This is a genomic window from Ruminococcus sp. AF17-12 (genome assembly GCF_003479245.1).
In the GTDB taxonomy this organism is placed as follows: Bacteria; Bacillota; Clostridia; order Lachnospirales; family Lachnospiraceae; genus Blautia_A; species Blautia_A fusiformis.
The window spans coordinates 113,029-139,186 of the sequence record NZ_QUGY01000004.1; the positions used below are offsets into that span (position 1 = coordinate 113,029).

The window sequence follows — 26,158 nt, forward strand, 5'->3', positions numbered from 1 at the left end:
GGAGGATGAGGAAATGGGAAAGCCAACTGGATTTTTAGATTATGAAAGAGAAACGGCAAAGGTTCTGCCGCCAAAGGAACGTATTCAGAATTTCAACGAATTTCGTATTCCATTAAATAAAGAAAAACAGAAACTTCAGGGAGCACGCTGCATGGCCTGCGGCGTCCCCTTCTGCCAGTCAGGTATGATGATCGGCGGAATGGCTTCCGGCTGCCCGCTGCACAACCTGGTTCCTGAGACAAATGATCTTGTGTACACAGGAAACTGGAAGCAGGCATTCCTTCGTTTAAACAAGACACACAGCTTTCCGGAGTTTACATCCAGAGTGTGTCCAGCACTTTGCGAAGCTGCATGTACCTGTAACCTAAACGGAGATCCGGTCAGCACAAAAGAGAATGAGAAAGCGATCATTGAGACAGCCTATGCAGAAGGATGGGTAAAACCGCAGATCCCGCCTGTCCGCACAGGAAAGACGATCGCAGTCATCGGAAGTGGTCCTTCCGGACTGGCAGCAGCACAGCAGCTGAACCGCCGTGGCCACAGCGTAACCGTATTTGAGAGAAACGACCGTATCGGAGGACTTCTCCGCTACGGCATTCCGAACATGAAGCTGGAGAAAAAGGTCATTGACCGCAGACTGAAGCTGATGGAAGAGGAAGGCGTGAAATTTGTTACCAATATCAATGTTGGTGTTGACATCACGGCAGAACAGCTTCTGAAGGATTATGACCGTGTCCTTCTCTGCTGTGGAGCTTCTCATCCGAGAGATATCAAGGTTCCGGGAAGAGATGCCAAGGGAATTTACTTTGCAGTGGATTTCCTGAAGCAGGTAACAAAAAGTCTTCTGGATACAGATTTTGCAAAATTCCCATATGAGCTTGCAAAGGGCAAAAATGTTCTGGTCATTGGCGGTGGTGATACCGGTAATGACTGTGTGGGAACCTCCATCCGTCTGGGTGCGAAATCTGTAACACAGCTTGAGATGATGCCGCAGCCTCCTGCAGCAAGAACTCCTTCCAATCCATGGCCGGAGTGGCCGAAGGTCCTGAAAACCGATTACGGCCAGGAAGAGGCTATTGCAGTATTTGGCCATGATCCTCGGATCTATCAGACAACCGTTACCGAGTTTATCAAGGACAAAAAAGGAAATGTCTGCAAGGCCAAGATCGTAAAACTGAAAGGCGTAAAGGATGAAAAGACCGGAAGATTCAATATGGTACCGGTTGAGGGCAGTGAGGAAGTGATTCCTGCAGATGTGGTCCTTATTGCAGCCGGCTTCCTTGGCAGCGAGAAATATGTGACAGATGCTTTCCGTGTAGCGCTTACACCAAGAACCAATGTGGAAACAAAACCGGAGCAGTATGCAACAAGCGTAGATCGTGTGTTCACAGCAGGTGATATGCATCGTGGACAGTCCCTTGTCGTATGGGCGATCCATGAGGGACGTGAGGCTGCGAAAGCAGTGGATGAATCACTGATGAGCTATTCATATTTACAGTAAAATAACAGATACCAGGGGCAAAAGGTCAAAAAAACTGTTCGTGTTTCCGCGATAAAGCTTTTGAACTTTTGCCCCTTTTAAAAAATGGTTGACAAAGAATTGACCGATTGCTATAATTACGTCCATGAACAAGGGTGTTCTTCAGGAGCGGAAGCTCTCTGAAGTGCACCCTTTTTCTGATTTTGAGGGTAATTATTTTGTGTGATGAGGAAATAAAGGAGAGAATACTATGGGGAATTATACCAGAGAAGAGATTCTTGCAATGGCAGAGGAGGAAGACGTAGAGTTCATCCGCCTCCAGTTTACAGATATGTTTGGAACTCTGAAAAATATTGCGATCACAGCAAGAGAGCTTCCAAGAGCCCTGGATAACCAGTGCGTTGTATATGGCTCTCATATTGCGGGCATTGTGGGAGAAAAGGAGCCGGATCTGATCCTGTATCCGGATTATAATACTTTTTCAATTCTTCCATGGCGTCCTCAGCAGGGAAAGGTTGCAAGACTGATCTGTGATATGCGCCGTGCAGACGGATCAGAGCATGAGATGAGCTCCAGATATATTCTGAAAAAAACAGCGCAGGCAGCAGAGGAGGCAGGGTATACCTGTTATGTTGACCCGGAATGCGAGTTTTTCCTGTTTCATATTGATGATAACGGAATGCCTACAACGGTTTCTCACGAAAAGGCCGGATATCTGGATGTAAGTCCGGTGGACTTAGGCGAAAATGCAAGACGTGACATGGTACTGACTCTTGAGGATATGGGATTTGAGGTGGAATCCTCTCATCATGAGACAGCACCTGCACAGCATGAGATCGCCCTTCATTACGGGGAAGCACGTGAGATGGCAGACGAAGTTATAACCTTTAAGATGGCAGTAAGAACTGTAGCCAAACGTCATGGACTTCATGCGACATTTATGCCGAAGCCAAGACGGGAAGTAAACGGTTCAGCCATGCATATCCATTTTTCACTGTTTAAAAATGGAAAAAATATTTTCGTGGATCCGGAGGATCCGTCCAGATTAAGTGAAGAGGCATACTATTTTATCGGAGGTCTTCTGGCTCACAGCCGTGAGATGACTCTGATCACCAATCCGCTTGTAAATTCTTATAAGCGTCTTGTACCTGGATTTGATGCGCCTACAGAGCTGACCTGGACGAGAAATAACCAGAATTCACTGGTAAGGATTTCGAGAGTCAATGGTGCTGATACCAGGATCGAGCTTCGAAGCCCGGATGCTGCATCCAACCCATACCTTGTTTTTGCGGTATGCCTGGCAGCGGGCCTGGATGGAATCCAGAAGAAGATCTATCCTACAAAAGCTTCTAACCGTTCTCTTTCCGAGTCGGATCAGAAGGAACAGGGTATCGAGAATTTACCGGAGAACCTGCGGGAAGCGATCACACTGTTTGAGGACAGCAGCTGGATGAAGGAAATCCTTGGAGAAGCTTTCTGCAAACAGTATGCGCAGGCAAAGAGAAAAGAGTGGTTGCGTTATTCCCAGGAGATTTCCGACTGGGAGATCGAGGAGTATCTGTATCGGATCTGATGAACGAGGCATAATGGGACGAAAGAGAGTGGCGGCTTATGAACACGAGTATCGTGATTGCATTACCGAAAATAGAAGATGCCAAAAAGATCCGCACAGTCCTTAACCGATATGGATTCACGGTGGCGGCAGTATGCAATTCAGGTGCCAATGCCCTTGCCAGTATCTCGGAGCTTGATGGCGGCGTTCTGCTTTGCGGTTATCATCTTCAGGATATGTACTACCGTGATCTTCTGGACTATATGCCGGATTATTTTGAAATGCTGCTTATGGCCTCCCGGGGAGTGATCAGTGAGGCGCCAACATCCATTTTATGCGTGGGAATGCCTCTGAAAGTCGGAGATCTGGTAAATACGGTAAGCATGATGCTTTCCCAGATCGAAAGGCGCTGGAAAAAAGATAAGAAAAAGCCGAAGCAGCGTTCATGGAAAGAACAGAATTATATTTCAAATGCAAAGATGCTTTTAATGGAAAGAAATCACCTGAGCGAGGATGACGCATACCGCTATATCCAGAAATGCAGTATGGATTCCGGGACCAATATGGTGGAGACGGCCCAGATGGTTCTGATGCTTTTATATGATTCTGTGTAAAAAACAACAAAAAACAGCAGAGCGGACAGGAATGATCTGTTCTGAATGACTGATATCACACCGGATCGGGAAAAATTCCGCAGGGGATTTCCTGATTCGGTGAAACTACTTTGAATTGGAGGATGAGGGAATGGAATTTATGGATGGAATCTGTAAGACTAGAGAATGTGCCTGGGATGTGCTTCTTTCTGAGAGCATGAAAGACCAGGAAGCAACAGTGGAAGGTGCAATACACAGCATCCGTAATATGGGTGACGTGGCATTTGTGATACTTCGAAAAAAAGAAGGGCTTTTTCAGACCGTATATGAAAACGACAAGACAAATGTTTCCATTCATGATCTGAAGGAGGCAATGTGTGTGCGCCTCACAGGAACTCTTCATGAGGAAGAAAGAGCGCCTCACGGAAGAGAACTCCGCATCAGCCATGTGGAGATCCTTTCCTCACCTGCAGAGCCTCTTCCGCTGGCCATCGACAAATGGAAGCTGAACACTTCCCTGGAGGCAAAGCTGAATTATCGTCCTATCGCCCTGCGTAATGTGCAGGAGCGTGCAAAATTCAAGATCCAGGAGGCTCTGGTGCGGGCATTTCGTGATTACCTCTATGAGAAGGGGTTCACCGAGATCCACACACCGAAGATCGGAGCCAGAGGTGCAGAGGGTGGTGCAAACCTGTTCAAGCTGAGTTATTTCCATAAACCGGCAGTTCTGGCACAGAGCCCGCAGTTTTATAAACAGATGATGGTAGGTGTTTTTGACCGTGTATTTGAGACCGGCCCTGTATTCCGTGCAGAGAAGCATAACACAAAACGTCATCTGAATGAATATACAAGCCTTGATTTTGAGATGGGCTATATCAACGGATTTGAGGATATCATGGAGATGGAAACCGGATTTCTCCAGTATGCGGTAGAACTTCTTAAGAAAGACTACGCTCATGAGCTTTCCATTCTGAAGGTGGAGCTTCCGAAGGTGGACAAGATCCCGGCAGTACGTTTTGACAAGGCCAAAGAGCTGGTAGCTGAAAAATATAATCGTAAGATCCGCAACCCATATGATCTGGAGCCGGAGGAAGAAGCGCTGATTGGAAGATATTTCAAAGAAGAATATGATGCTGATTTTGTTTTTGTCACACATTATCCGTCTAAGAAGCGTCCGTTCTACGCAATGGATGATCCGTCAGATGAGAAATTTACATTAAGCTTTGACCTTCTGTTCAAGGGACTTGAGGTAACTACAGGCGGACAGCGTATCCATGATTATCAGATGCTGAAGGATAAGATCGCAGCCCGTGGTATGGATGAAGAGGGTATGGAGCAGTACCTGGATACCTTCAAGCATGGAATGCCGCCTCACGGAGGACTTGGAATCGGACTGGAACGTCTTACCATGCAGATCCTCGGAGAAGAAAACGTTCGTGAGACCTGTCTGTTCCCACGTGATATGAACAGACTTGAGCCGTAATAAGGAGAAAAAAGATGGCAAAGATAATCGATGATGAAACAATGGAAAATGTCTGCATCCTTGCAAAGCTTTCTCTGACAGAGGATGAAAAGGAAAAAGCAAAAGAGGACATGCAGAAGATGCTGGACTATGTAGACAAGCTGGATGAACTGGACACTTCTTCCGTAGAGCCCATGTCCCATATTTTTGAGGATGAAAATGTATTTCGTGAAGATATTGTGACAAACGGAGACAATCATGAGGCGATGCTTGCCAATGCACCGAAACAGAAAGAAAACCAGTATCAGGTTCCGAAAACAATTGGATAAGACAGGAGACAGGACATGGATTTGGGAAAATTAACCGCATTACAGCTTGCGGAAAAGATCAAGCAGCATCAGATAAGCGTCCTGGACGGTGTGAAATACGTATTTGATCAGATCGAAGCAAAAGAGGACAAGGTCCACGCTTATCTTGATACTTACAAAAAAGAAGCCTATGCAAGAGCAAAAGAGGTACAGAAGGGCATTGAGGATGGAACCTATACAGGACCTCTTGCCGGTGTACCTATTGCAATTAAGGATAATATCTGCGTTAAGGGAAAAACAACTACCTGTGCATCAAAGATCCTTGAGAATTTTGTGCCGCAGTACAATGCCGAGGTTATTGACCGTCTGGAACAGGCAGGTCTTGTGATCATCGGAAAGACAAACATGGATGAGTTCGCCATGGGAAGTACCACAGAGACATCCGCTTACGGCGTCACCAGAAACCCGTGGGATCTGGAGCATGTTCCGGGCGGCTCCTCCGGCGGTTCCTGTGCGGCAGTGGCAGCAGGAGAGACTTACCTGGCACTGGGGTCTGATACCGGCGGTTCCATCCGTCAGCCAAGCTCCTACTGCGGTGTTACCGGAATCAAACCGACCTACGGAACAGTATCCCGTTACGGACTGGTCGCCTATGCATCCTCTCTGGATCAGATCGGACCGGTAGGAAAGGATGTTGCGGACTGTGCGGCACTTCTTGAGATCATTGCCGGACACGATGCCAAGGACAGCACATCCATGAAGAGAGAGGATCTTGATTTCTCCGCTTCTATGACAGATAAGATCGTGGGAATGAAATTCGGCGTGCCGAAGGAATATCTCTCAGAGGGACTGAACCCGGAGGTAAAAGAGGCCTTTATGAATACGCTGAAGAGCCTTACCGAGATGGGCGCAGTGGTAGAATTTTTCTCCATGAAGACAACAGAATATATGATCCCTGCCTACTATATCATTGCCAGCGCAGAGGCCAGCTCAAACCTGGAGCGCTTTGACGGCGTGAAGTACGGTTTCCGTGCAAAAGAGTACGAGGGGCTTCATGATATGTACAAGAAGACAAGGACTGAAGGTTTCGGCGAGGAAGTAAAACGCCGTATCATGCTTGGCTCCTTTGTGTTAAGCTCCGGTTACTACGATGCTTACTATCTGAAAGCACTTCGCACAAAAGCCCTTATCAAAAAGGAATTTGATCAGGCCTTTTCCAAATATGACGTTCTTCTTGCCCCGGCATCACCCTTTACGGCGCCGAAGCTGGGAGAGAGTCTGAAAGATCCTCTTGCCATGTATCTTGGCGATATTTATACGGTAGCAGTAAACCTGTGCGGACTTCCCGGAATCACAGTTCCATGCGGAAAAGACGCAGCAGGACTTCCAATCGGGATCCAGATGATCGGCGACTGCTTCAAAGAAAACAACCTGTTCCGCGCAGCACACGCCTATGAGAAAAAACGCGGTGATTTCGGAACAGCAATGGAAGGGGGAGAAAAGGCATGAAACAGTATGAGACAGTCATAGGACTTGAGGTGCATGTGGAGCTTGCCACAAAAACAAAGATCTTCTGCGGATGCTCCACAGAATTCGGAGGCGCACCAAATACACATACCTGCCCGGTCTGCACCGGTATGCCGGGCTCTCTTCCGGTCCTCAACAAAAAAGTGGTAGAGTTTGCCATCAAGGCAGGTCTTGCGGCAAACTGTCATATCCATCAGTACTGTAAGTTTGACCGTAAGAACTATTTTTACCCGGATAACCCCCAGAACTATCAGATCTCTCAGCTGTATCTGCCAATCTGCTATGACGGAGCTGTTGAGATCGAGACTTCCGCAGGCAAAAAGACTGTACGTATCCATGAGATGCATATGGAGGAGGATGCCGGTAAGCTGATCCATGATGAGTGGGAAGACTGCTCCCTGGTTGACTACAACCGAAGCGGGGTACCACTGATCGAGATCGTATCCGAGCCGGATATGAGAAGCTCCGAGGAGGTTATCGCATATCTGGAAAAGCTCCGCTGCACCATGCAGTATCTTGGAGTTTCTGACTGTAAGCTCCAGGAGGGCTCCATGCGTGCCGATGTCAATCTTTCCGTCCGTGAGGTGGGAAGTGAGACCTTCGGAACAAGAACAGAGATGAAGAACCTGAACTCCTTTAAGGCCATTGCGAGAGCGATCGAAGGAGAGAGAGAACGTCAGATCGAGCTTCTGGAAGAAGGAAGAGCCGTTGTACAGGAGACAAGAAGATGGGACGATAACAAAGAGTCTTCCCATGCTATGCGTTCCAAGGAGGATGCAAAGGATTACCGTTACTTCCCGGACCCGGATCTTCCGCCGATCCACATTTCCGATGCATGGATCGAAGAGCTGCGTACTTCCATTCCGGAGCTTCGTGAAGCCAAGATGGAGCGTTATCAGAAGGAGTATGAGCTTCCGGCTTATGATGCAGGGATCCTGACCGAATCCAGACATCTGGCAGGACTTTTTGAGGAGACAGCAGTTCTTCTCGGAAACCCGAAAAAGGTGGCAAACTGGTTTATGGTGGAGGTTCTCCGCCTGACAAAGGACAAGGGCCTTGATCCGGAAAGGGTAAGCTTTACCCCGAAGCATCTGGCAGACCTTCTTTCCATGGTGGAGAAAAAAGAGGTCAGCGCACAGAATGCCAAGAAAGTATTTGAAAAAGTGTTTGACGAGGATATTGATCCGGTTGTATATATAGAAGAGAATGGTCTTAAGATCGTAGAAGATACAGGCCTTCTCACCGAAACTGTGAAAAAGATCGTAGATGTAAACCCTGGACCGCTGGCAGAGCTTCTGGGCGGCAAGGATAAGGTTATGGGATTTTTCGTAGGACAGCTGATGAGAGAATTGAAAGGCAAGGCAAATCCTGACAGCGTCAGAAAAGCACTGGCAGAGGAAATTGAGAGAAGGAGATAAAATACTATGGTTACAGTAAATCAGAATTATTTAAAACTTCCGGGAAGCTATCTGTTTTCCAATATCGCAAAGAAGGTAAGCGCATATAAGGAGGCCAATCCGGAATTTAAGGATTCTGTGATCAGTCTTGGAATCGGTGATGTGACACAGCCGCTTGCACCGGCGATCATCGATGCCCTTCATAAATCCGTAGACGAGATGGCACACGCAGAAACCTTTCACGGATATGCTCCGGATCTCGGATATGAGTTCTTAAGAAGTGCCATTGCAAAAAATGATTATCAGTCCAGAGGCTGCGACATCAGCGCAGACGAGATTTTTGTTTCCGATGGAGCAAAAAGTGATTCCGGAAACATCCAGGAGATTTTCGGACTGGATAACAAGGTTGCGGTCTGCGACCCGGTTTATCCTGTATATGTAGATACCAACGTTATGGCCGGACGTACTGGTCTGTATAACAAGGAGAGAGAGAATTTTGACGGTGTGATCTACATGCCCTGCAAAGAGGAGAATGGTTTCCTTCCGGAGATCCCGGCAGATGAGGTACCGGATCTGATCTATCTCTGCTTCCCGAACAATCCCACCGGTGGTGCGATCACAAAGGCAGCTCTTCAGGAGTGGGTCGACTACGCCAACAAAAACGGCTGCGTGATCATCTATGATGCAGCATATGAGGCATATATTTCCGAGGAGGATGTCCCGCACAGCATTTATGAGTGCGAGGGTGCGAGAACCTGTGCCATCGAGCTTCGAAGCTTTTCCAAAAATGCTGGCTTTACAGGCGTTCGTCTTGGATTTACTGTTGTTCCGAAGGAACTGGTGCGTGATGGCGTAGAGCTTCACAGTCTCTGGGCAAGACGCCACGGAACCAAGTTTAACGGTGCTCCGTACATTGTACAGAGAGCAGGCGAGGCTGTTTACTCTCCGGAGGGAAAAGCACAGCTGAAGGAGCAGATCGCTTATTACATGCGTAATGCAAAGACGATCCTGGAGGGACTTTCCGCAGCAGGATTTTCCGTGTCTGGTGGAAAAAATGCTCCATATATCTGGCTGAAAACACCGGATCAGATGACCTCCTGGGAGTTCTTTGATTATCTCCTTGAGAAAGCACACATCGTAGGAACACCAGGTTCAGGCTTTGGTGCACATGGTGAGGGATATTTCCGTCTGACAGCATTCGGAAGCTATGAGAATACTCTTGAGGCAATTGAGAGAATTAAAAATCTGTAATATGAGTATAAATTGCGGAGCAGGTCTTTGTAAAAGAGCTGCTTCGTTTTTTTACCGAATCAAAGAAATATTCTGCTTCATTGCGAATATCCACTTGATCTGGATCAAAGAAGCTCCCGGCAGGGTTGCGAAAAGCAATAAGCAGTGGGAAAAATTTGCCTGTAAGTTAATTTGTGAAAATAACAATAAGGATTGCGAAAATTTATCATATCATTTATAATTGTACAGGAAGTAAGGCACAGGCCGCAGAAAGCCTGTGTTCATAAAATTTCACAAATTTACGCAATCACGAAAGGGGATTTTATCATGGGTATCAGAAGAGTAGAAAATATGTGCGGCGGTAAAGGCCATGTGATCATCAAAGACATTCTTGAGGGAGACGAGCTGAAGGGAAAATGCGGACTTTACGCACAGGTTACCATCGAAAAAGGATGTTCTCTGGGATACCATGAGCATCATGGCGAGACAGAAACCTACTATATCTTAAGCGGTGAAGGCGAGTACGACGATAACGGCGTGAAACGCCCGGTAAAGGCCGGCGACATCACCATCACACCAGATGGAAAAGGACACGGTCTTACCAATACAGGCGACACAGATCTTGTGTTTATGGCACTGATCATTTTTGACTGATCCATATAGAAGAAAACAGAAGTGAGACAGAAGGGCGGCCTTTTTGAAGAGGCTGCTCTTTTTACGACTGAGGCGTAACCTGTGTCGGAGTATAAATTCTGGGATGAAAGATTCTCTGTCTCAGATTGTTATTAAACGAAATGTATTAATTGTATAAACAAAAAATATTTTTGGATTTTTTTAGAAAAAAACTGTTGACATACAAAAAGCACTTTGCTATACTATCACTTGTCGCGAGGGAGAAGATAAAGAATCCCGAAGAAATGCGATATGCGGAAGTGTCGGAACTGGCAGACGAGCAAGACTAAGGATCTTGTGAGCATTGCGCTCGTGTGGGTTCAAGTCCCATCTTCCGCATTTTTTATTTGAGAAACCTGCATCTGGAAACGGATGCAGTTTTTTTGCTACCTAAAAATATCTGTAAAAAAGGAATCCGGATAGAATATATCATGTTTATATGATATGATAGAAGAAAATGGAAGGAGCATAGTCATATGAGAAGAAAAAGTGCAGGAAAAAAGATCATGGTCGTACTTGTAGCGGCAAGTCTGGCACTGACTCCGGCGGAGCTGACAGTGGCGGCAGAAATGGAACCAGAGGGTGCGGAAGCAACATTTTTGGCAGAAGAAAGTGGAGATGCTGCATCCTCAGATCAAGAAGATACTGCAGAGACGGAAGCAGAGATTGCAGATGGATCAGCTGCTACAGAGGAACAGGAAACCACAGATACAGACAAGCCAGATACCGGGAATAACGTACAGGAGAATGCGGAAACAGGCGTAATGGAGCCTGGTGAAGAAGCGCCAGAGGGTACTGCAGAAGAGGAAGATCCGGAGACTCCGGAAGCGGCAATGGATGCAGCCGAAGCGTTGGAGGAATGCGAACAGGAAGAAGAAAACGCAGCTTTTGATGATGGAACGAAGGATGCAGTGCAGGCATCTGCAGAATACTCTGATGGAAAATTTACGTGGGTACTGGACGGGAATGGAACACTGACCATTACGGGAAATAACATGGAGTTGACAAAAAATGAGATATCTGAAAGTGCTTTGGAGAAGGCAGGCATCGATTTTTCTAGAGTAAATAAGCTTGTAATCGGGAATGGGATCACAGGCTTTGATAGATGGGGCATGTGGAATCTGAAAAAATATATTAAGGAACTGGAAATCCATGGAAATGCAGGCATGAATATGCCGGAGCAATGCTTTTACGATGTGCCAAATATAGAGAGTGTGGTGATATCCGGTGCAGTGGATGTGCCGAGAGATATGTTTGGAAAATGTACCGGGCTGAAAAAGGTTACATTAAAAAATGGAGTGAGGTCTATTGGAGAGGATGCCTTTCGAGATTGCAGCAGTCTGGAGGGTGTGATATTTGAGAATACAGTATTGGAAAAAATCAGTGACGGAGCATTTTGGGGCTGCAGTGCGCTGAGTTCTATTGTGTTACCGGATTCCGTAACAGAAATAGAAAGGAATGCATTTTTCGAGACCGGACTCAGAAATATCCAGCTTCCGGAAAAACTGACGCTGATAGGAGGAGGGGCATTTTGTAACTGCAAAAATCTGAAGCAGGTACAGCTTCCGCCTCAATTAAAAGAGCTGGGTGAGGGTGCATTTTTTAACTGCGAAAATCTGACACAGATCCAGCTTCCGGCTCAGTTAAATAAATTAGGGACAGATGCATTCAGAAATTGTACATCATTGGATAAGATTGACATACCTGCCGGTCTGACGCAGATCGGGCCTGATACATTTTGCAATACCGGGCTGACCAGTGTGACCTTACATGAGGGACTGACGAAGATCGAAGATGGGGCGTTTCATGATTGCCTTAAGCTGAAAAAGATCCGTATTCCGAAATCAGTTACAGATATTGGTGGACTGGCATTAGGAATACGTTATAACAGGGGAAATGGTGCAGAGGAAGTTATTCCCGGTGGTTTTACAGTAGAAGGTTATACAGGCTCGGCAGCGGAACGATATGTAAAGAGAATGCATCAATGTGAAAATTTATATCATGTATTTTTTAAAGATGTGAAATTTGTTTCCATTGGTGGACAGACTGCAGCGGTTACCAATATCAGCAAAACAAAGATATCCGCACTTAAGACCGGGGCCTTTACCGGAAAGCCGCTGACCCAGGCACTCACCATAACCTACGGCGGTAAGAAGCTTGTAAACGGAAGGGATTACACCCTTACCTGGAAGAATAATAAAAACATCGGAACTGCATCCGTTACGATCAAAGGAAAAGGAAAATATAACGGTTCTGTTACAAAAAAATTCCGGATCACGGTTCAGAAAAACGCAGTCTATACAGTCAGCAGGCTGAAATATAAGATATCCAATGCAGACACATCCGGCAAGGGAACCGTAGTCTTTACCGGAGCTACGGATAAGGCAGCAAGAAAGACACTTACGATCCCGACGACAGTAAAGATTGGTGGAAAGAGCTTTCGTGTAACAGCCATTGGCACCTCTGCAATGTCCGGAGCGAAGAAGCTGACAACAGTGAAAATCGGAGCGAATATAATGACAGTAGGTGCGAAAGCCTTCTGCGGCTGCAGTAAACTCTCCAATGTAACGATCTTCAGCACAAAGCTTACGACAGCGAAGACCGGAGCCAATGCATTTAAGGGGATCCGTTCCAACTGCAGATTTAAAGTACCGGCTTCCAGGGTAAGTGCATACAAAAAACTCCTCCGTGCAAAGGGTGCCGGACCAAAGATAATCGTGACAAAATAACAGAAAAACCGAAAAAATAGAAAACTTTTGAAAAAAGGTGTTGACATACAAGATCCACTTTGCTATACTATCACTTGTCGCGAGGGAGAAAATAAAAAATCCCAAGGAAATGCGGTCATGCGGAAGTGTCGGAACTGGCAGACGAGCAAGACTAAGGATCTTGTGAGCATTGCGCTCGTGTGGGTTCAAGTCCCATCTTCCGCATTGGAAATTTCCAATGAAATGCGATATGCGGAAGTGTCGGAACTGGCAGACGAGCAAGACTAAGGATCTTGTAAGCATTGCGCTTGTGTGGGTTCAAGTCCCATCTTCCGCATGACTTTAAAACAGAGCTGTGAATTGCAGCTCTGTTTTTGGCTATATGAAAGTAAATTATTGCATGCCTGCACTGGTGAGAAGCTGAAATGGGAAGATCTGCGTGATATATTTGTATTCGTTTCATATACAATAGGATAATTTTGGACATCTTAAGGGCTGATCAGACCGTAACTCCAATATTTTTTGAATTATTTTTTCAGAAAAGAGGAATTTGTGGTTTTGTGTAGAATATAATTAACAGAGGGTATTTTGTCGCCGCTGTTTGTCAGACTGTGGAGGAAATGCTTATGAACATCAGAGAGAGCATGGAACAGAGAGAACGGGAGCTTTTGAGCCCTTATGCTTCTCACAGCGCAGATACCAGAGGCCGGGAGCACCCGGAAGAGGAATGCGATGTGCGGACAACGTATCAGAGAGACAGAGACAGGATCCTTCACTGTAAGGCTTTTCGCCGTATGAAGGATAAGACACAGGTGTTTCTGGCACCACAGGGAGATCATTACCGTACCAGGCTGACACATACACTGGAGGTATCGCAGATCGCCCGGACTATTGCCAAGGCACTTCGCTTAAATGAAGATCTGGTGGAAGCAATCGCTTTGGGACATGATCTGGGGCATACGCCTTTTGGACATGCAGGAGAGAGAGCACTGGATCAGGTACATCCGGGTGGCTTTGCACACTATAGGCAGAGCGTCCGGGTTGTGGAAGTACTGGAGAAGAACGGAAACGGGCTGAACCTTACCTGGGAAGTCCGAAATGGGATCATGAATCACCGCACCAGCGGAAATCCTTTCACACTGGAAGGACAGGTGGTACGTTTTTCTGACAAGATCGCCTATATCCACCATGATATGGACGATGCCCAGCGGGCAGGGATCATCACAGAAGATGATATTCCTGTCACAATGAGAACTTTTCTGGGCTATACCACGAGAGAACGGCTGAATACTTTCGTACATAATATTATAGAGAACAGTATGGGGAAAGACAGCATCTCCATGTCGCCGGATGTTTTTGAGGCGATGATGGAGCTTCGGGCGCTGATGTTCCGGAATGTCTATGAGAATCCGGTTGCCAGGAAGGAAGAGGATAAAGTGATCCAGATGCTGAGTGAACTGTACGGATATTATACTGACCATCCGGAGGCAATGTCCCGGGAATACAGGGAATTGGTGGAATACCGGGGAGTACCTAAGGAACAGGCAGTATGTGATTATATTTCGGGAATGACGGATCAGTATTCCATGGAGAAATTCAGGGAGATCTATATACCGAGAGCCTGGGAGGTCTATTAAATGGAAAAGAGGGATAAGCATGCGTTATTCAGATGACATCATAGAAGAAGTCCGAATGAAAAATGACATTGTAGACGTGATATCCCAGTATGTGAAACTGACACGGAGGGGGAGTTCCTATTTTGGGCTGTGTCCCTTCCATAATGAGAAAACCCCTTCCTTTTCCGTAACACCATCCAAGCAGATGTATTACTGCTTTGGCTGCGGGGCAGGAGGAAACGTATACAATTTTATCATGGAATATGAGAATTACTCGTTTGGTGAGGCGCTGTCACATCTGGCTGACCGGGCAGGGGTAGAGCTTCCGAAGATCGAGTATTCCAGAGAAGCCAGAGAAAAAGCAGAACAGAGAGCAAATCTTCTGGAGATCAACAAGCTGGCAGCACAGTACTTTTATTATCAGCTCCGGAGAGAAGGCGGAAAGACGGCTTACGGATATCTGACAGGAAGAGGTCTTTCCGAGGAAACCATCCGTAAATTCGGTCTTGGATATTCGGATAAGTATAGTGATGATCTGTACAAATATCTTAAGGGGAAGGGCTACAGTGATGAACTTCTCAGGGAATCCGGCCTGTTCAATGTAGATGAGCGGCGAGGTATGTATGATAAGTTCTGGAACCGTGTGATCTTCCCGATCATGGATGTAAACAACCGGGTCATTGGTTTCGGAGGTCGTGTCATGGGAGATGGCAAGCCCAAGTACCTGAATTCACCGGAGACGAAGATCTTTGATAAGAGCCGGAATCTTTACGGGCTGAATGTGGCCAGGACCACCAGGAAGAATTATCTGATCCTCTGTGAGGGATATATGGATGTGATCGCCATGCATCAGGCAGGCTTTACCAATGCAGTGGCGTCGCTTGGAACTGCACTGACCTCCGGACATGCAAGCCTTGTGAAACGTTACACCAAGGAAGTCCTGCTTCTTTATGACAGTGACGGTGCAGGGATCCGGGCGGCACTTCGTGCGATTCCGATCCTGCGGGAGGCGGGAGTCACGTCCAGGGTAGTAAGCCTGAAGCCCTGGAAGGATCCGGACGAGTTCATCAAGAATGAAGGAGCGGAGGCCTTTGAGGAACGTCTGAACCGGGCCATGGACAGCTTTATGTTTCGTGTACATATTGCGGAACAGGAATTTGCCATGGATGCACCCCAGGGACAGAATCAGTTTTTTGAGCGGTGTGCCGGGATGCTTCTGGAGCTTTCCGATGAACTGGAGAGGAATCTTTATATAGAAGCCATTGTAAAGGAATACGGCCGCTATGGAGTGGGCACGGAGGATATCCGGAAAAGGGTCAACACGCTGGCTCTGAAGGGAACGCCTGCAGAGAAACGGATCCAGCCAAAGTCCGGGACTCCGGAAACAAAGAAAAAGGAATCCGCCGCAGACAAAGCACAGAAGCTGATGCTGACCTGGCTTGTAAATTATCCGGGTATTTTTGAACAGGTGGAAAAATACATTTCCCCTTCCGATTTTGTGGTACCGCTGTATAAAGAGGTAGCCCAGATGCTGTTTGAACAGCATAAGGAGGGAGAGACCAATCCGGGAAAGCTTCTCAACGCCTTTACAGACAGTGAGGAGCAGCGGGAGGTGGCATCTCTTTTTAACGCCACCATCCATCTGGAAAACGAAGGAGAACAGCAGAGGGCTTTTTCCGATGCGCTGCTGCGGATCAAGGAAGAAAGCCTCAAAGAAAAAAACCGTACCTGGGACCCGTCAGACATGGCCGGGCTTCAGGAACTGATAAAAGCAAAAAAAGAACTGGAAGACCTTGGAAGAAAGAGGCAGCAGCTGCATATTTCTTTCAATTAAGGATAAAATATAAACACTATATGGAGGTATAGAGCACCTATGGAAATGAATATGGCAAAATTCAGCGAGAAACTTGTAGAGCTTCTTGAACTTGCAAAAAAGAAAAAGAATGTGCTGGAATATCAGGAGATCAGCGACTTTTTCAAGGACTCTCCACTGGAAGTGGATCAGATGGAGAAGGTTTTTGACTTCCTGGAGGCCAGCGGTGTGGACGTTCTCCGTATCACAGAAAATAGCGGTGACGAACTCCTCCTTGATAACGATATGGATATGGATGGGATGGAAGATGAAGAAGAGGTAGAGCTTGATAAGATCGACCTCTCTGTACCGGAAGGTGTCAGCATCGAGGATCCGGTCCGTATGTACCTGAAAGAGATCGGTAAAGTCAGTCTGTTAAGTGCAGATGAGGAGATCGAGCTTGCCAAGAGAATGGAAAAGGGGGATGAAGCTGCCAAGAAACGTCTGGCAGAGGCCAATCTCCGTCTTGTTGTCAGCATTGCAAAGCGTTATGTTGGACGTGGGATGCTGTTCCTCGACCTGATCCAGGAGGGAAATCTTGGCCTTATCAAAGCTGTTGAAAAATTTGATTACAGAAAAGGCTACAAGTTCAGTACCTATGCAACCTGGTGGATCCGTCAGGCTATCACAAGAGCCATTGCAGATCAGGCACGTACCATCCGTATCCCTGTGCATATGGTTGAGACTATCAACAAGCTGATCCGTGTTTCCCGTCAGCTGCTCCAGGAGCTTGGACGTGAACCTACGCCGGAGGAAATTGCTGAGGAGATGGACATGCCGGTAGACCGTGTACGTGAGATCCTTAAGATCTCTCAGGAGCCGGTATCTCTGGAAACTCCTATCGGTGAGGAGGAAGACAGTCATCTTGGCGATTTCATCCAGGATGATAATGTTCCGGTACCTGCAGATGCAGCTGCATTTACACTTCTGAAGGAGCAGCTGGTAGAAGTCTTAAGTACGCTTACTGACCGTGAACAGAAGGTTCTCCGCCTCCGTTTCGGACTGGACGACGGACGTGCCAGAACTCTGGAGGAAGTTGGTAAAGAGTTCAATGTCACAAGAGAGCGTATCCGTCAGATCGAGGCAAAAGCTCTGCGCAAGCTGCGTCATCCCAGCCGCAGCCGCAAGCTGAAGGATTATCTTGACTGATAAAAATATATCCGTACAGCTTTCCATGCGTCTTCGTGCCATTGCCGGTATGGTAACAAAAGGAAACCGGCTGGCAGACGTAGGATGTGACCATGGCTATCTGTCGATCTGGCTTGTCAGTGAAAAAACAGTTCCGTCAGCCATTGCCATGGATGTACGCCCGGGACCGCTTTCAAGAGCCAGGGAGAATATTACCCGTTATGGCCTTGAAGATTACATAGAGACCCGTTTGAGCGACGGGCTTGCGAAGCTTGAGCCAGGAGAAGGTGATACCCTGGTGATCGCGGGAATGGGTGGTCCTCTGATGGAAAGGATATTAAAGGATGGAGCGAAGGTCCGGGAGGGGTTTCAGGAACTGATCCTGCAGCCTCAGTCGGACCTTCCTCATTTCCGGCATTTTCTTTCTGAGATCGGCTGGGAGATCGTAAGGGAAGAAATGATAAAAGAAGACGGAAAATTTTATCCTATGATGAAAGCGGTACGTAACAATTCGGGAGAAAAGTCTGTTTACACAGAGGAAGAGGCCTGGTTTGGACCTCTCCTTCTGAAAAAATGTCACCCGGTCCTTAAAGAGTATCTTCTCCGGGAGGAAATGATTCGTAAGAAAATACTTGCCGGTCTTTCCGGGGCAGAGTCTGTTTCCGCAAAAACTCGTCTGGCAGAAGTAAAGGAGGAAATGGAGCTGATCCATACAGCTCTGAAACGATATGAAAGCATATGAACTGATCGAATGGCTGAATGAGCACCATCCGCAAAAATTTGCGGAGGACTGGGATAATGTGGGACTGCTGGTGGGAGATGACCAGAAAGAGATTTCCCATGTATTTCTTGCGCTGGATCTTACGGAACCGGTGTTGGATGAGGCGGTGGCTGCTGGTGCGGATATGATCCTTACCCATCACCCAATGATCTTTTCCGGGATCAAAAAGATCAACAATCATACCTTTACCGGAAGGAAGATCCTCCGTCTGATAAAGGAGGATATCCCGTATTTTGCCATGCATACCAATTATGATGTGATCGGAATGGCAGATTTAAGCGCAGAGCATCTGAAGCTTCAGGATACAAGGGTGCTTACAGTTACCGATGAATCCGGGGAGCAGCCGGAGGGGTTCGGAAGAGTAGGAAAGCTTCCCCATGTTATGACTCTTGGTGAGTTTGGAAAATATGTAAAAGAATGCAATCATCTTCCGGATGTGCGGGTTTACGGTGATCTGGATCGGAAGATCGAGACTGTGGCGATCTGTACAGGAAGCGGAAAGAGTATGATCGGTGATGTAATGGCCGCCGGTGCGGATGTATATGTGACCGGAGATATTGATTATCATACTGCCATTGATACTATGGCAGATGGTCTGGCGATCGTAGATGCCGGACATTACGGTACGGAGTATATTTTTGCGGAAGCTATGGAGAAGGAACTGAATGAGGCATTCTCTGCGCTTAAGACAACCTGCGCCAGTGTGAAAAATCCATATACTGTTTTGTAAAAGCGGATCGCAAAAAGTGCTTGTATTCATGAATATGTAGTGGGACGGAATACGATTATCCGTTTCGGAAAAATGAATTGTGAAACACATGGCTGTCCGAAAAATCGGGCAGCTGTATAAATATGTAAGCCTGTGGAGGGGATCGTTATGGAACAGACAATGATTAAAGTGACCATAAACGGAGAAACAAGGGAATACCCCAAAATGACACCGTATTCTGAGATCATAAGGGATTATGAGGGCAAAACAGAGTATCCGGTGATCCTTGTGACTGAGAACGGAAAGCTCCGTGAGCTTCACAAGAAGCTTCAGCATGACTGTACACTGGGATTTATAACCGCAAAGGACAGTGCCGGTCGAAAAACCTATCGGAGAAGTGCGATCTTTATTCTTTTGAAGGCAATTTTTGATGTAGCTGGAAAAGAGAATGTGGATCATGTTGTGATCCATTATTCTATTGGAAATGCTCTTTATTTTACTATGAAAGGCAGTGCTACCCTGGATCAGGAGCTTCTTGACCGGGTAAAAGTGCGGATGCGGGAACTGGTAGACCGGAAGCTTCCGATCTGCAAACGCAGTGTCAGCACGGATGATGCCGTTTCCATGTTCCACAGGCATCATATGTATGATAAAGAAAAGCTGTTCCGTTATCGGCGGGTTTCCAGAGTGAATATTTACAGCCTGGAAAATTTCGAGGATTATTTTTACGGATTTATGGCACCAGATACCGGCTATGTGAAGTATTTTGATCTGCAGCTTTATGATGAAGGCTTTGTGCTGATTCTTCCGAGACAGAAGAACCCGGATGTGCTGGAGCCTTTTGAACCCCAGGATAAGATCTTCCATGTGCAGAAGGAATCGGAAGAGTGGGGCGATAAGCTGGATGTTGCCACTGTAGGAGATCTCAATGACCGGATCACAAGAGAAGGTGTGCAGAGCCTGATGCTGATCCAGGAGGCACTCCATGAGGCCAAGATTTCTTCGATTGCCGAGGAGATCCGGAGAAGGGGCAATGTAAAGTTCGTAATGATCGCAGGTCCGTCTTCTTCCGGAAAGACCAGTTTTTCTCACAGATTATCTATTCAGCTTTCTGCTCATGGTCTGAAGCCGCATCCCATTGCTGTGGATAACTATTTTGTGGATCGTGAACATACGCCGTTGGATGAATTCGGAGAAAAGAATTATGAGTGTCTGGAAGCCATTGATACGAAGCAGTTTAATGAAGATATGCTGAATCTTCTTTCGGGAAAAACCGTGGATCTTCCTACATTTAATTTCAAGACCGGATGCAGGGAATACCGGGGAGACCAGCTTCAGCTTGGAAAAGATGATATCCTGGTTATCGAAGGCATTCACGGGCTTAATGACAAGCTGAGTTATGCCCTTCCAAAAGAGAGTAAGTTTAAGATCTATATCAGTGCGTTGACACAGCTGAACATTGATGAGCATAACCGGATCCCCACAACGGATGGAAGACTGATACGCCGAATTGTCCGTGATGCACGTACACGTGGAACTTCCGCAAAGGATACCATTGCAAGGTGGCCTTCTGTACGGAGAGGCGAGGAGCAGAATATTTTTCCGTTCCAGGAGGAAGCAGATGTGATGTTTAATTCAGCTCTTGTGTATGAGCTTGCCTGCCTGAAGGTTTATGCGGAACCGCTGCTTTTTGGAATTGACAAGAGTGAACCGGAGTATCAGGAGGCGAAGCGGCTTTTGAAGTTCCTGGATTATTTTGTGCCGGTGCCCAGTGAGGGTGTTCCGTTTAATTCGCTTCTGAGGGAGTTTATTGGCGGTAGTTGTTTTAATGTATAAATTAATTGTATGAATAAAAAAAGCTATGTGTAGATATAAGGCTCTATGCAATGCAGATATCGGTTGGCACAAAGATGAGAAGATTAGGATTTCTCTGTGCATAGGATCTGTGGTGTGTGGAGCCTTTTGAGTGTGAATCGGAAAAGTTAAAGTCCTCTGTGGTGCTGCGGATGGATGACGGGATTTACAGGACTTAAAGGAAAGGGAAAATGATCATGAAAGAAAAAATACAATTGACAAAACTGGCTCCAAACTGTGGCTGTGCAGCTAAGGTAGGACCGGGGACTCTGGCGGGAGTTCTTGGCGGGCTGCCAAAGTTCTGTGATCCGGATCTTCTGGTTGGAACGGACACTTCGGATGATGCTGCAGTTTACCGGGTGAGTGATGATCTGGCGCTGATCCAGACACTGGATTTTTTTACGCCTGTGGCAGATGATCCTTATGATTTCGGGCAGATCGCGGCGGCCAATGCGTTGAGTGATGTATATGCTATGGGTGGAACTCCAAAGACGGCTTTGAATATTGTGGCGTTTCCGAAGGATATGGATGTGGAGATTCTCGGGGAGATCCTGCGTGGTGGTGCAGATAAGGTGATGGAGGCTGGTGCGGTTCTTGCCGGTGGCCATACGATCCAGGATGATACACCAAAGTATGGGCTCAGTGTGACGGGTTTTGTAGATCCGAGGAAGTTCTGGAAGAATTTTGGAGCGCAGACCGGAGATAAGCTGATCCTGACGAAGGCGCTGGGTGCGGGGATCGTGAATACGGCGATCAAGGCGGATCTGGTGACGGAAGGTGCACGTAAGGCGGTTTTGGCTTCCATGAAGAAACTGAACCGGGATGCCTGTGAGGTTTTTAAAGAGTTTGAGGTTCATGCCTGTACGGATGTGACGGGGTTTGGTCTTGGGGGACATGCTACGGAGATGGCTGTGGCCAGTGACCGGACGGTTGTGATCGATACGGAGAAGCTGCCGGTGCTTCCGGATGTGGAGGAGTTTGCTTCTATGGGATTGATTCCGGGTGGGGCTTACAGGAACCGGGAGTTTGCTGAGAAAACCGGAGTGAAAAGTGTGGCAGAGCTCTGGCGGGAGGATCTGGTGTTTGATCCGCAGACTTCTGGGGGATTGCTGGCGGCGGTTCCGGAGAGGGATGTGCCGGAGATCATGAAGCGGCTGGATGCGGCTGGTCTGCAGGCTGGGGTGATCGGTGAGGTTGTGGATCGGCGGGAGTGGACGTTGGAGATCCGGTAGGAAATTAATTTACGAACGAATGTTTGGACGATAACGTCAGAGTGGATGGTTGCGTAGGGGGGATACTGCTGGGGAAAGTGGTGGAAGCAGAATGATGGATGGCGGATGGCGGACGACGGACGCCTGGGGGAGAGGATATCGGTCCGGGCAGGGACTCCGTCGGGGGATACTACTAGGACTCCGTGAGTCGGCTAAAAGCATTGCGGCAGGGCCAGAACTCGCCGTTGGCTCAGACAGCTGACCCTGCCGCAATAACGCCGACTCCCGCAGCCCAAGTAGTTATCACCCCTCCTCCGCAGCAGCCCAAACCGATATCCTCTCCCCCAGGCTGGTGCATCCAGCTGGCAGGAAAAATATAAAATGTGCGGAGAGTATGGTTGTGGGATGCAGAACAGGAAAATTACTGTTTACTGGTAATATTCCGCGAGGTGTTTTTTGTGAGCGAAGGTCACAGAAAACCCGAGCCATACTGCGCGAATTTATGTGATTAGCATAAATTCTGTGCACCGCGAAGCGTGTTACTGAGAATGGAGTGAACAGTAATTCAGGAAATATAGGCTCTGTATTTTTTTAATATATTGTTTGCCTGAGGGATAAAAGCATGGTATTATCATATGAGCGGAAATTGAGAAGACATAAAGAATACAAAAAACAAATATGTGACGGGAAAGGAAGAATTATGGAGAAACATAAACATGAGAGGAGTACATTTTCCGGGAAGATTGGATTTGTACTGTCTGCAGCTGGTGCTTCGGTAGGGCTTGGGAATATATGGAGATTCCCTTATCTGGCGGCAAAGTACGGCGGTGGAATTTTTTTACTGATCTATATCATTCTGGCATTGACCTTCGGATATTCTATGATCGTGGCAGAGACAGCTCTGGGACGTATGACAAAGAAAAGTCCGGTAGGTGCGTTTGGAACTTTTGGTAAATCAAAGTGGCTGTCTTTGGGCGGTTGGATCAATGCGATCATACCGGTTCTGATCGTGCCGTATTATTCCGTGATCGGTGGATGGGTAATTAAATACCTGGTGGAGTATGTAAAGGGAGGCAGTCAGACTCTTGCTGAAGACGGATATTTTTCTGCTTTTATAGCGGATGGATTTTCTACAGAAACCTGTTTCCTGTTTTTTACACTGCTTACGCTGGTGATCATTTATGCAGGTGTGCAGAATGGCGTGGAACGAGTTTCCAAATTAATGATGCCGATACTGGTATTCTTGTCTGTGGTCATTGTCATTTATTCGGTAACGAGGCCAGGAGCACTGGAAGGTGTGAAATATTTTCTGATACCAAATATCAAAAACTTCTCCTGGATGACAGTGGTTGCGGCAATGGGACAGATGTTTTATTCTCTGTCGATCGCGATGGGTATTCTGGTAACTTTTGGTTCCTATATGAAAAAGGATGTATCTATTGAAGGTTCTACACAAAATGTAGAAATTTTTGACACAGCGATCGCAATGATGGCAGGTCTGATGATCATTCCGGCAGTGTTTGCATTTTCCGGTGGAGATCCGGATACGTTACAGGCGGGACCGGCACTGATGTTTATTACGATTCCGAAGGTATTCGCAAGCATGGGATTTGGAACTCTGGTTGGAATCCTGTTTTTTGTACTGGTTCTCTGTGCAGCCTTGACCAGTTCTATTGCACTGACTGAGAGTGCAGTATCTACTTTTCAGGATGAACTGAAATGGGGACGCAAGAAGGCGACAGTATTTGTCGGAATTATCATGGTTGTTCTCGGAAGTCTTTCTTCTCTTGGCTATGGTCCTCTGGCGTGTGTTAAGATCATTGGAATGCAGTTCCTTGATTTCTTTGATTTCCTGACGAACTCTGTCATGATGCCGATCGCAGCGATTGCTACCTGTCTTCTGATATCCAGAGTAGTTGGTACAAAGAAGATTGAAGAGGAAGTACTGCAGGAAGGTGGTACTTTCCGCAGAAAAAGAATCTTTAATTTTATGATCCAGTATCTTTGCCCAATCTTTGCGGCGATCATTCTTTTCAGTTCTGTGGCAAATGCATTTGGATGGATTTCCATGTAAAAGACATAGGAGACCAAGAAAATTCCAACTTTACAAGTCTATACACCTGTGTTAAAATAGCAGGTGCGCAGCCAGGCCAGGTGATCGCGGCTGGACAGACGAAAGGGTCCAGACGAGGAAAGTCCGGGCTTCACAGGGCAGGATGCCGGATAACGTCCGGTGGAGGTAACTCCCAGACCAGTGCAACAGAAATAAACCGCCCCGTTTTGCGGGGTAAGGGTGGAAAGGCAGTGTAAGAGACTACCGCCGCTGTGGTAACAGAGCGGGCACATGTAAACTCCATTCGAAGCAAGACCGAGAAGAAAGCCATACGGCGGCCCGTCGTGCTTTCAGGTAGGTCGCTGGAGCCTTCTGGCAACGGAAGGCCTAGATAGATGATCACCCAACGACATAACCCGGCTTATCGGTCTGACTGTGTATGATAATAAGCACATAATAAAAGCAACTGTATTTTGCAGATATGTTCTGTAAAATATCAGTTGCTTTTTTGTAAAAAACTTTTCTATGAAAACACAGCGCCCGGTTCCCGCTTCGATATTCAGGCCTTCGCAGGAGCCGGACGCGTCTGTTTGTCAATAATTCTCGCAGGAATCCTTGAATCCCTATTTATTCCGTTTACCTCTATATTTCTCCTCACAATATTTACACCGGTAAACTTCATTCTCTTCATCTGCAAGAACAAAAATCTGATCCAGCCCCTGCTCGATGGAAGTAATGCAGCGAGGATTCTTGCATTTGATCACGTTCACAACCTGCTTCGGCAGCTTCAGCTCTTTCTTTGCAACGATCTTTTCGTCCTTGATGATATTTACGGTAATATTATGATCGATAAAACCAAGGATATCCAGATCCAGGTCCTCGATGGGGCATTCAACCTTGATGATATCCTTTTTTCCCATTTTCTTGCTGCGGGCATTTTTGATAATAGCAACCGTACAATCCAGCTTATCCAGCTTCAGGTCGTGATAGATCGTCATTGCTTTGCCGGCTTTGATATGATCCAGAACATAACCCTCACGAAGAGCACCTACGTTTAACATGGCAGTTCCACCTCCAGTAATGTAAGAATCAGGGCCATACGGACATACACACCATACTGGGCCTGTTTGAAATAAGCGGCACGCGGATCAGAGTCCACTTCAACAGAAATCTCGTTAACACGTGGGAGTGGGTGAAGGATATACATATCCTTCGGTGCAAGCTCCATTTTCTGTTTGTCCAGAACATAGAAATCCTTCATGCGGACATAATCCTCTTCGTTGAAGAAACGTTCCTTCTGAACACGAGTCATGTACAGGATATCCAGATCCGGAAGTGCATCCTCCAGACGTTCCTCTTCGACAAACTCGACATTGTTGCGTTTCAGAACATCCTCACGGATATAGCTTGGAATACGAAGCTCCTCCGGAGAGATCAGAACAAATTTCACATTTTCATAACGGACCAGAGCCTCGATCAGAGAGTGAACGGTACGACCAAATTTCAGGTCACCGCAGAGGCCGATGGTAATATTGTCAAGTCTGCCCTTCAGGGAACGGATAGTTAAAAGATCGGTTAATGTTTGGGTAGGATGCTGGTGGCCGCCATCACCGGCATTGATCACCGGAATATTGGATGACATAGAAGCTACAAGCGGAGCACCCTCTTTCGGATGGCGCATAGCACAGATATCTGCATAACAGGAAACAACGCGAATCGTATCGGCAACGCTCTCGCCTTTGGATGCAGAGCTGGAATCAGCAGAAGAAAAACCGAGAACCTTTCCTCCAAGATTCATCATGGCTGCTTCGAAGCTTAAACGTGTACGTGTACTTGGTTCGTAAAACAATGTCGCAAGCCTTTTATCATCACAGGTATGCGCATACTTTTTTGGATTTTTCCCGATGTCGTCGGCAAGATTCAGAAGCTTATCAAGCTCTTCGACCGAGAGATCCAAAGGACTCATTAAATGTCTCATGTTGTACCTCCAATTATTTACTGGAAATAAGATTCCTTCCAATTATC

General features: G+C 46.8%; 20 protein-coding genes, 3 tRNA genes and 1 other RNA gene. 22 read left to right on the top strand and 2 right to left on the bottom strand.

Features of this window, described 5'->3' with window-relative positions:
- The first annotated feature begins 13 nt into the window (after positions 1-13).
- The 22 genes from DWW77_RS05680 to rnpB all read left to right on the top strand — a co-directional run bounded on the left by DWW77_RS05680 (position 14) and on the right by rnpB (position 24,573).
- Entirely contained in the window at positions 14-1,501 is a 1,488-nt protein-coding gene (locus DWW77_RS05680) for a glutamate synthase subunit beta (protein ID WP_118608256.1), read from the top strand.
- A gap of 229 nt (positions 1,502-1,730) precedes the next feature.
- Positions 1,731-3,053, top strand: coding sequence for a glutamine synthetase family protein (locus tag DWW77_RS05685; protein ID WP_118608257.1), 1,323 nt, complete (start codon positions 1,731-1,733; stop codon positions 3,051-3,053).
- A 38-nt stretch (positions 3,054-3,091) separates the two neighbouring features.
- Positions 3,092-3,646, top strand: a complete 555-nt coding sequence (locus DWW77_RS05690) for an ANTAR domain-containing response regulator (RefSeq protein WP_015525749.1) — start codon at positions 3,092-3,094, stop codon at positions 3,644-3,646.
- Positions 3,647-3,776: 130 nt separating this feature from the next.
- Positions 3,777-5,108, top strand: a complete 1,332-nt coding sequence (aspS, locus tag DWW77_RS05695; RefSeq protein WP_059085246.1) for an aspartate--tRNA(Asn) ligase — start codon at positions 3,777-3,779, stop codon at positions 5,106-5,108.
- A gap of 14 nt (positions 5,109-5,122) precedes the next feature.
- Positions 5,123-5,416, top strand: coding sequence for an Asp-tRNA(Asn)/Glu-tRNA(Gln) amidotransferase subunit GatC (gatC, locus tag DWW77_RS05700; RefSeq protein WP_110102034.1), 294 nt, complete (start codon positions 5,123-5,125; stop codon positions 5,414-5,416).
- A 15-nt stretch (positions 5,417-5,431) separates the two neighbouring features.
- Positions 5,432-6,904, top strand: a complete 1,473-nt coding sequence (gene gatA, locus DWW77_RS05705) for an Asp-tRNA(Asn)/Glu-tRNA(Gln) amidotransferase subunit GatA (RefSeq protein WP_118608258.1) — start codon at positions 5,432-5,434, stop codon at positions 6,902-6,904.
- Positions 6,901-8,340: an Asp-tRNA(Asn)/Glu-tRNA(Gln) amidotransferase subunit GatB gene (gene gatB, locus DWW77_RS05710; protein WP_118608259.1), complete on the top strand. Its 1,440-nt coding sequence runs from the start codon at positions 6,901-6,903 to the stop codon at positions 8,338-8,340. Before gatA ends, gatB begins: the two co-directional genes overlap by 4 nt.
- 6 nt (positions 8,341-8,346) lie before the next feature.
- Complete coding sequence (locus DWW77_RS05715) at positions 8,347-9,570, top strand: LL-diaminopimelate aminotransferase (RefSeq protein ID WP_021651140.1); 1,224 nt, start codon at positions 8,347-8,349, stop codon at positions 9,568-9,570.
- 306 nt (positions 9,571-9,876) lie between these two features.
- Positions 9,877-10,203: a cupin domain-containing protein gene (locus DWW77_RS05720; protein WP_015525755.1), complete on the top strand. Its 327-nt coding sequence runs from the start codon at positions 9,877-9,879 to the stop codon at positions 10,201-10,203.
- Positions 10,204-10,475: 272 nt separating this feature from the next.
- Positions 10,476-10,560 (top strand) — tRNA-Leu (locus tag DWW77_RS05725).
- A gap of 137 nt (positions 10,561-10,697) precedes the next feature.
- Complete coding sequence (locus tag DWW77_RS05730; RefSeq protein ID WP_110102028.1) at positions 10,698-12,950, top strand: leucine-rich repeat domain-containing protein; 2,253 nt, start codon at positions 10,698-10,700, stop codon at positions 12,948-12,950.
- Positions 12,951-13,069: 119 nt separating this feature from the next.
- Positions 13,070-13,154 (top strand) — tRNA-Leu (locus tag DWW77_RS05735).
- A 27-nt stretch (positions 13,155-13,181) separates the two neighbouring features.
- Positions 13,182-13,266, top strand: a tRNA-Leu gene (locus DWW77_RS05740).
- A gap of 289 nt (positions 13,267-13,555) precedes the next feature.
- Positions 13,556-14,566 (top strand): deoxyguanosinetriphosphate triphosphohydrolase, encoded by a 1,011-nt coding sequence (locus tag DWW77_RS05745; RefSeq protein WP_015525757.1) that lies wholly within the window; start codon positions 13,556-13,558, stop codon positions 14,564-14,566.
- A 19-nt stretch (positions 14,567-14,585) separates the two neighbouring features.
- Positions 14,586-16,379 carry a DNA primase gene (gene dnaG / locus DWW77_RS05750; protein WP_110102026.1) on the top strand — a complete coding sequence of 598 codons (1,794 nt, stop codon included), beginning with the start codon at positions 14,586-14,588 and terminating at the stop codon, positions 16,377-16,379.
- 39 nt (positions 16,380-16,418) lie between these two features.
- Positions 16,419-17,546 carry an RNA polymerase sigma factor RpoD gene (gene rpoD, locus DWW77_RS05755; protein WP_021651146.1) on the top strand — a complete coding sequence of 376 codons (1,128 nt, stop codon included), beginning with the start codon at positions 16,419-16,421 and terminating at the stop codon, positions 17,544-17,546.
- Positions 17,539-18,267, top strand: a complete 729-nt coding sequence (locus tag DWW77_RS05760) for a tRNA (adenine(22)-N(1))-methyltransferase (RefSeq protein ID WP_227573898.1) — start codon at positions 17,539-17,541, stop codon at positions 18,265-18,267. The genes rpoD and DWW77_RS05760 overlap by 8 nt, the downstream gene beginning before the upstream one ends.
- Positions 18,254-19,036 carry a Nif3-like dinuclear metal center hexameric protein gene (locus DWW77_RS05765; protein ID WP_021651148.1) on the top strand — a complete coding sequence of 261 codons (783 nt, stop codon included), beginning with the start codon at positions 18,254-18,256 and terminating at the stop codon, positions 19,034-19,036. The genes DWW77_RS05760 and DWW77_RS05765 overlap by 14 nt, the downstream gene beginning before the upstream one ends.
- A gap of 147 nt (positions 19,037-19,183) precedes the next feature.
- Positions 19,184-20,851: a nucleoside kinase gene (locus tag DWW77_RS05770; protein WP_173739874.1), complete on the top strand. Its 1,668-nt coding sequence runs from the start codon at positions 19,184-19,186 to the stop codon at positions 20,849-20,851.
- 215 nt (positions 20,852-21,066) lie between these two features.
- Entirely contained in the window at positions 21,067-22,101 is a 1,035-nt protein-coding gene (gene selD, locus DWW77_RS05775) for a selenide, water dikinase SelD (RefSeq protein WP_330383049.1), read from the top strand.
- A 679-nt stretch (positions 22,102-22,780) separates the two neighbouring features.
- Positions 22,781-24,154, top strand: a complete 1,374-nt coding sequence (locus DWW77_RS05780; RefSeq protein WP_092069463.1) for a sodium-dependent transporter — start codon at positions 22,781-22,783, stop codon at positions 24,152-24,154.
- A 68-nt stretch (positions 24,155-24,222) separates the two neighbouring features.
- Positions 24,223-24,573: RNase P RNA component class A (rnpB, locus tag DWW77_RS05785), an RNA gene on the top strand.
- Between the two features lie 183 nt (positions 24,574-24,756).
- Here rnpB and DWW77_RS05790 read toward each other — a convergent pair.
- A complete protein-coding gene (locus DWW77_RS05790; RefSeq protein WP_118513716.1) occupies positions 24,757-25,194 on the bottom strand; it encodes an aspartate carbamoyltransferase regulatory subunit in 438 nt (145 codons plus the stop codon).
- Positions 25,188-26,111: an aspartate carbamoyltransferase gene (gene pyrB / locus DWW77_RS05795; protein ID WP_118513714.1), complete on the bottom strand. Its 924-nt coding sequence runs from the start codon at positions 26,109-26,111 to the stop codon at positions 25,188-25,190. The genes DWW77_RS05790 and pyrB overlap by 7 nt, the downstream gene beginning before the upstream one ends.
- Between the last annotated feature and the right edge of the window lie 47 nt (positions 26,112-26,158).

Bases quoted from the DNA above. Each gene is read 5' to 3' on its own strand.
- DWW77_RS05720 (WP_015525755.1), top strand. From the start codon at position 9,877: ATGGGTATCAGAAGAGTAGAAAATATGTGCGGCGGTAAAGGCCATGTG.
- DWW77_RS05790 (WP_118513716.1), bottom strand. From the start codon at position 25,194: ATGTTAAACGTAGGTGCTCTTCGTGAGGGTTATGTTCTGGATCATATC.
- DWW77_RS05770 (WP_173739874.1), top strand. From the start codon at position 19,184: ATGGAACAGACAATGATTAAAGTGACCATAAACGGAGAAACAAGGGAA.
- selD (WP_330383049.1), top strand. From the start codon at position 21,067: ATGAAAGAAAAAATACAATTGACAAAACTGGCTCCAAACTGTGGCTGT.
- gatC (WP_110102034.1), top strand. From the start codon at position 5,123: ATGGCAAAGATAATCGATGATGAAACAATGGAAAATGTCTGCATCCTT.
- DWW77_RS05780 (WP_092069463.1), top strand. From the start codon at position 22,781: ATGGAGAAACATAAACATGAGAGGAGTACATTTTCCGGGAAGATTGGA.
- rpoD (WP_021651146.1), top strand. From the start codon at position 16,419: ATGGAAATGAATATGGCAAAATTCAGCGAGAAACTTGTAGAGCTTCTT.
- DWW77_RS05765 (WP_021651148.1), top strand. From the start codon at position 18,254: ATGAAAGCATATGAACTGATCGAATGGCTGAATGAGCACCATCCGCAA.
- gatB (WP_118608259.1), top strand. From the start codon at position 6,901: ATGAAACAGTATGAGACAGTCATAGGACTTGAGGTGCATGTGGAGCTT.
- DWW77_RS05730 (WP_110102028.1), top strand. From the start codon at position 10,698: ATGAGAAGAAAAAGTGCAGGAAAAAAGATCATGGTCGTACTTGTAGCG.
- DWW77_RS05715 (WP_021651140.1), top strand. From the start codon at position 8,347: ATGGTTACAGTAAATCAGAATTATTTAAAACTTCCGGGAAGCTATCTG.
- DWW77_RS05680 (WP_118608256.1), top strand. From the start codon at position 14: ATGGGAAAGCCAACTGGATTTTTAGATTATGAAAGAGAAACGGCAAAG.
- DWW77_RS05690 (WP_015525749.1), top strand. From the start codon at position 3,092: ATGAACACGAGTATCGTGATTGCATTACCGAAAATAGAAGATGCCAAA.
- aspS (WP_059085246.1), top strand. From the start codon at position 3,777: ATGGAATTTATGGATGGAATCTGTAAGACTAGAGAATGTGCCTGGGAT.
- DWW77_RS05745 (WP_015525757.1), top strand. From the start codon at position 13,556: ATGAACATCAGAGAGAGCATGGAACAGAGAGAACGGGAGCTTTTGAGC.
- gatA (WP_118608258.1), top strand. From the start codon at position 5,432: ATGGATTTGGGAAAATTAACCGCATTACAGCTTGCGGAAAAGATCAAG.
- DWW77_RS05685 (WP_118608257.1), top strand. From the start codon at position 1,731: ATGGGGAATTATACCAGAGAAGAGATTCTTGCAATGGCAGAGGAGGAA.
- pyrB (WP_118513714.1), bottom strand. From the start codon at position 26,111: ATGAGACATTTAATGAGTCCTTTGGATCTCTCGGTCGAAGAGCTTGAT.
- dnaG (WP_110102026.1), top strand. From the start codon at position 14,586: ATGCGTTATTCAGATGACATCATAGAAGAAGTCCGAATGAAAAATGAC.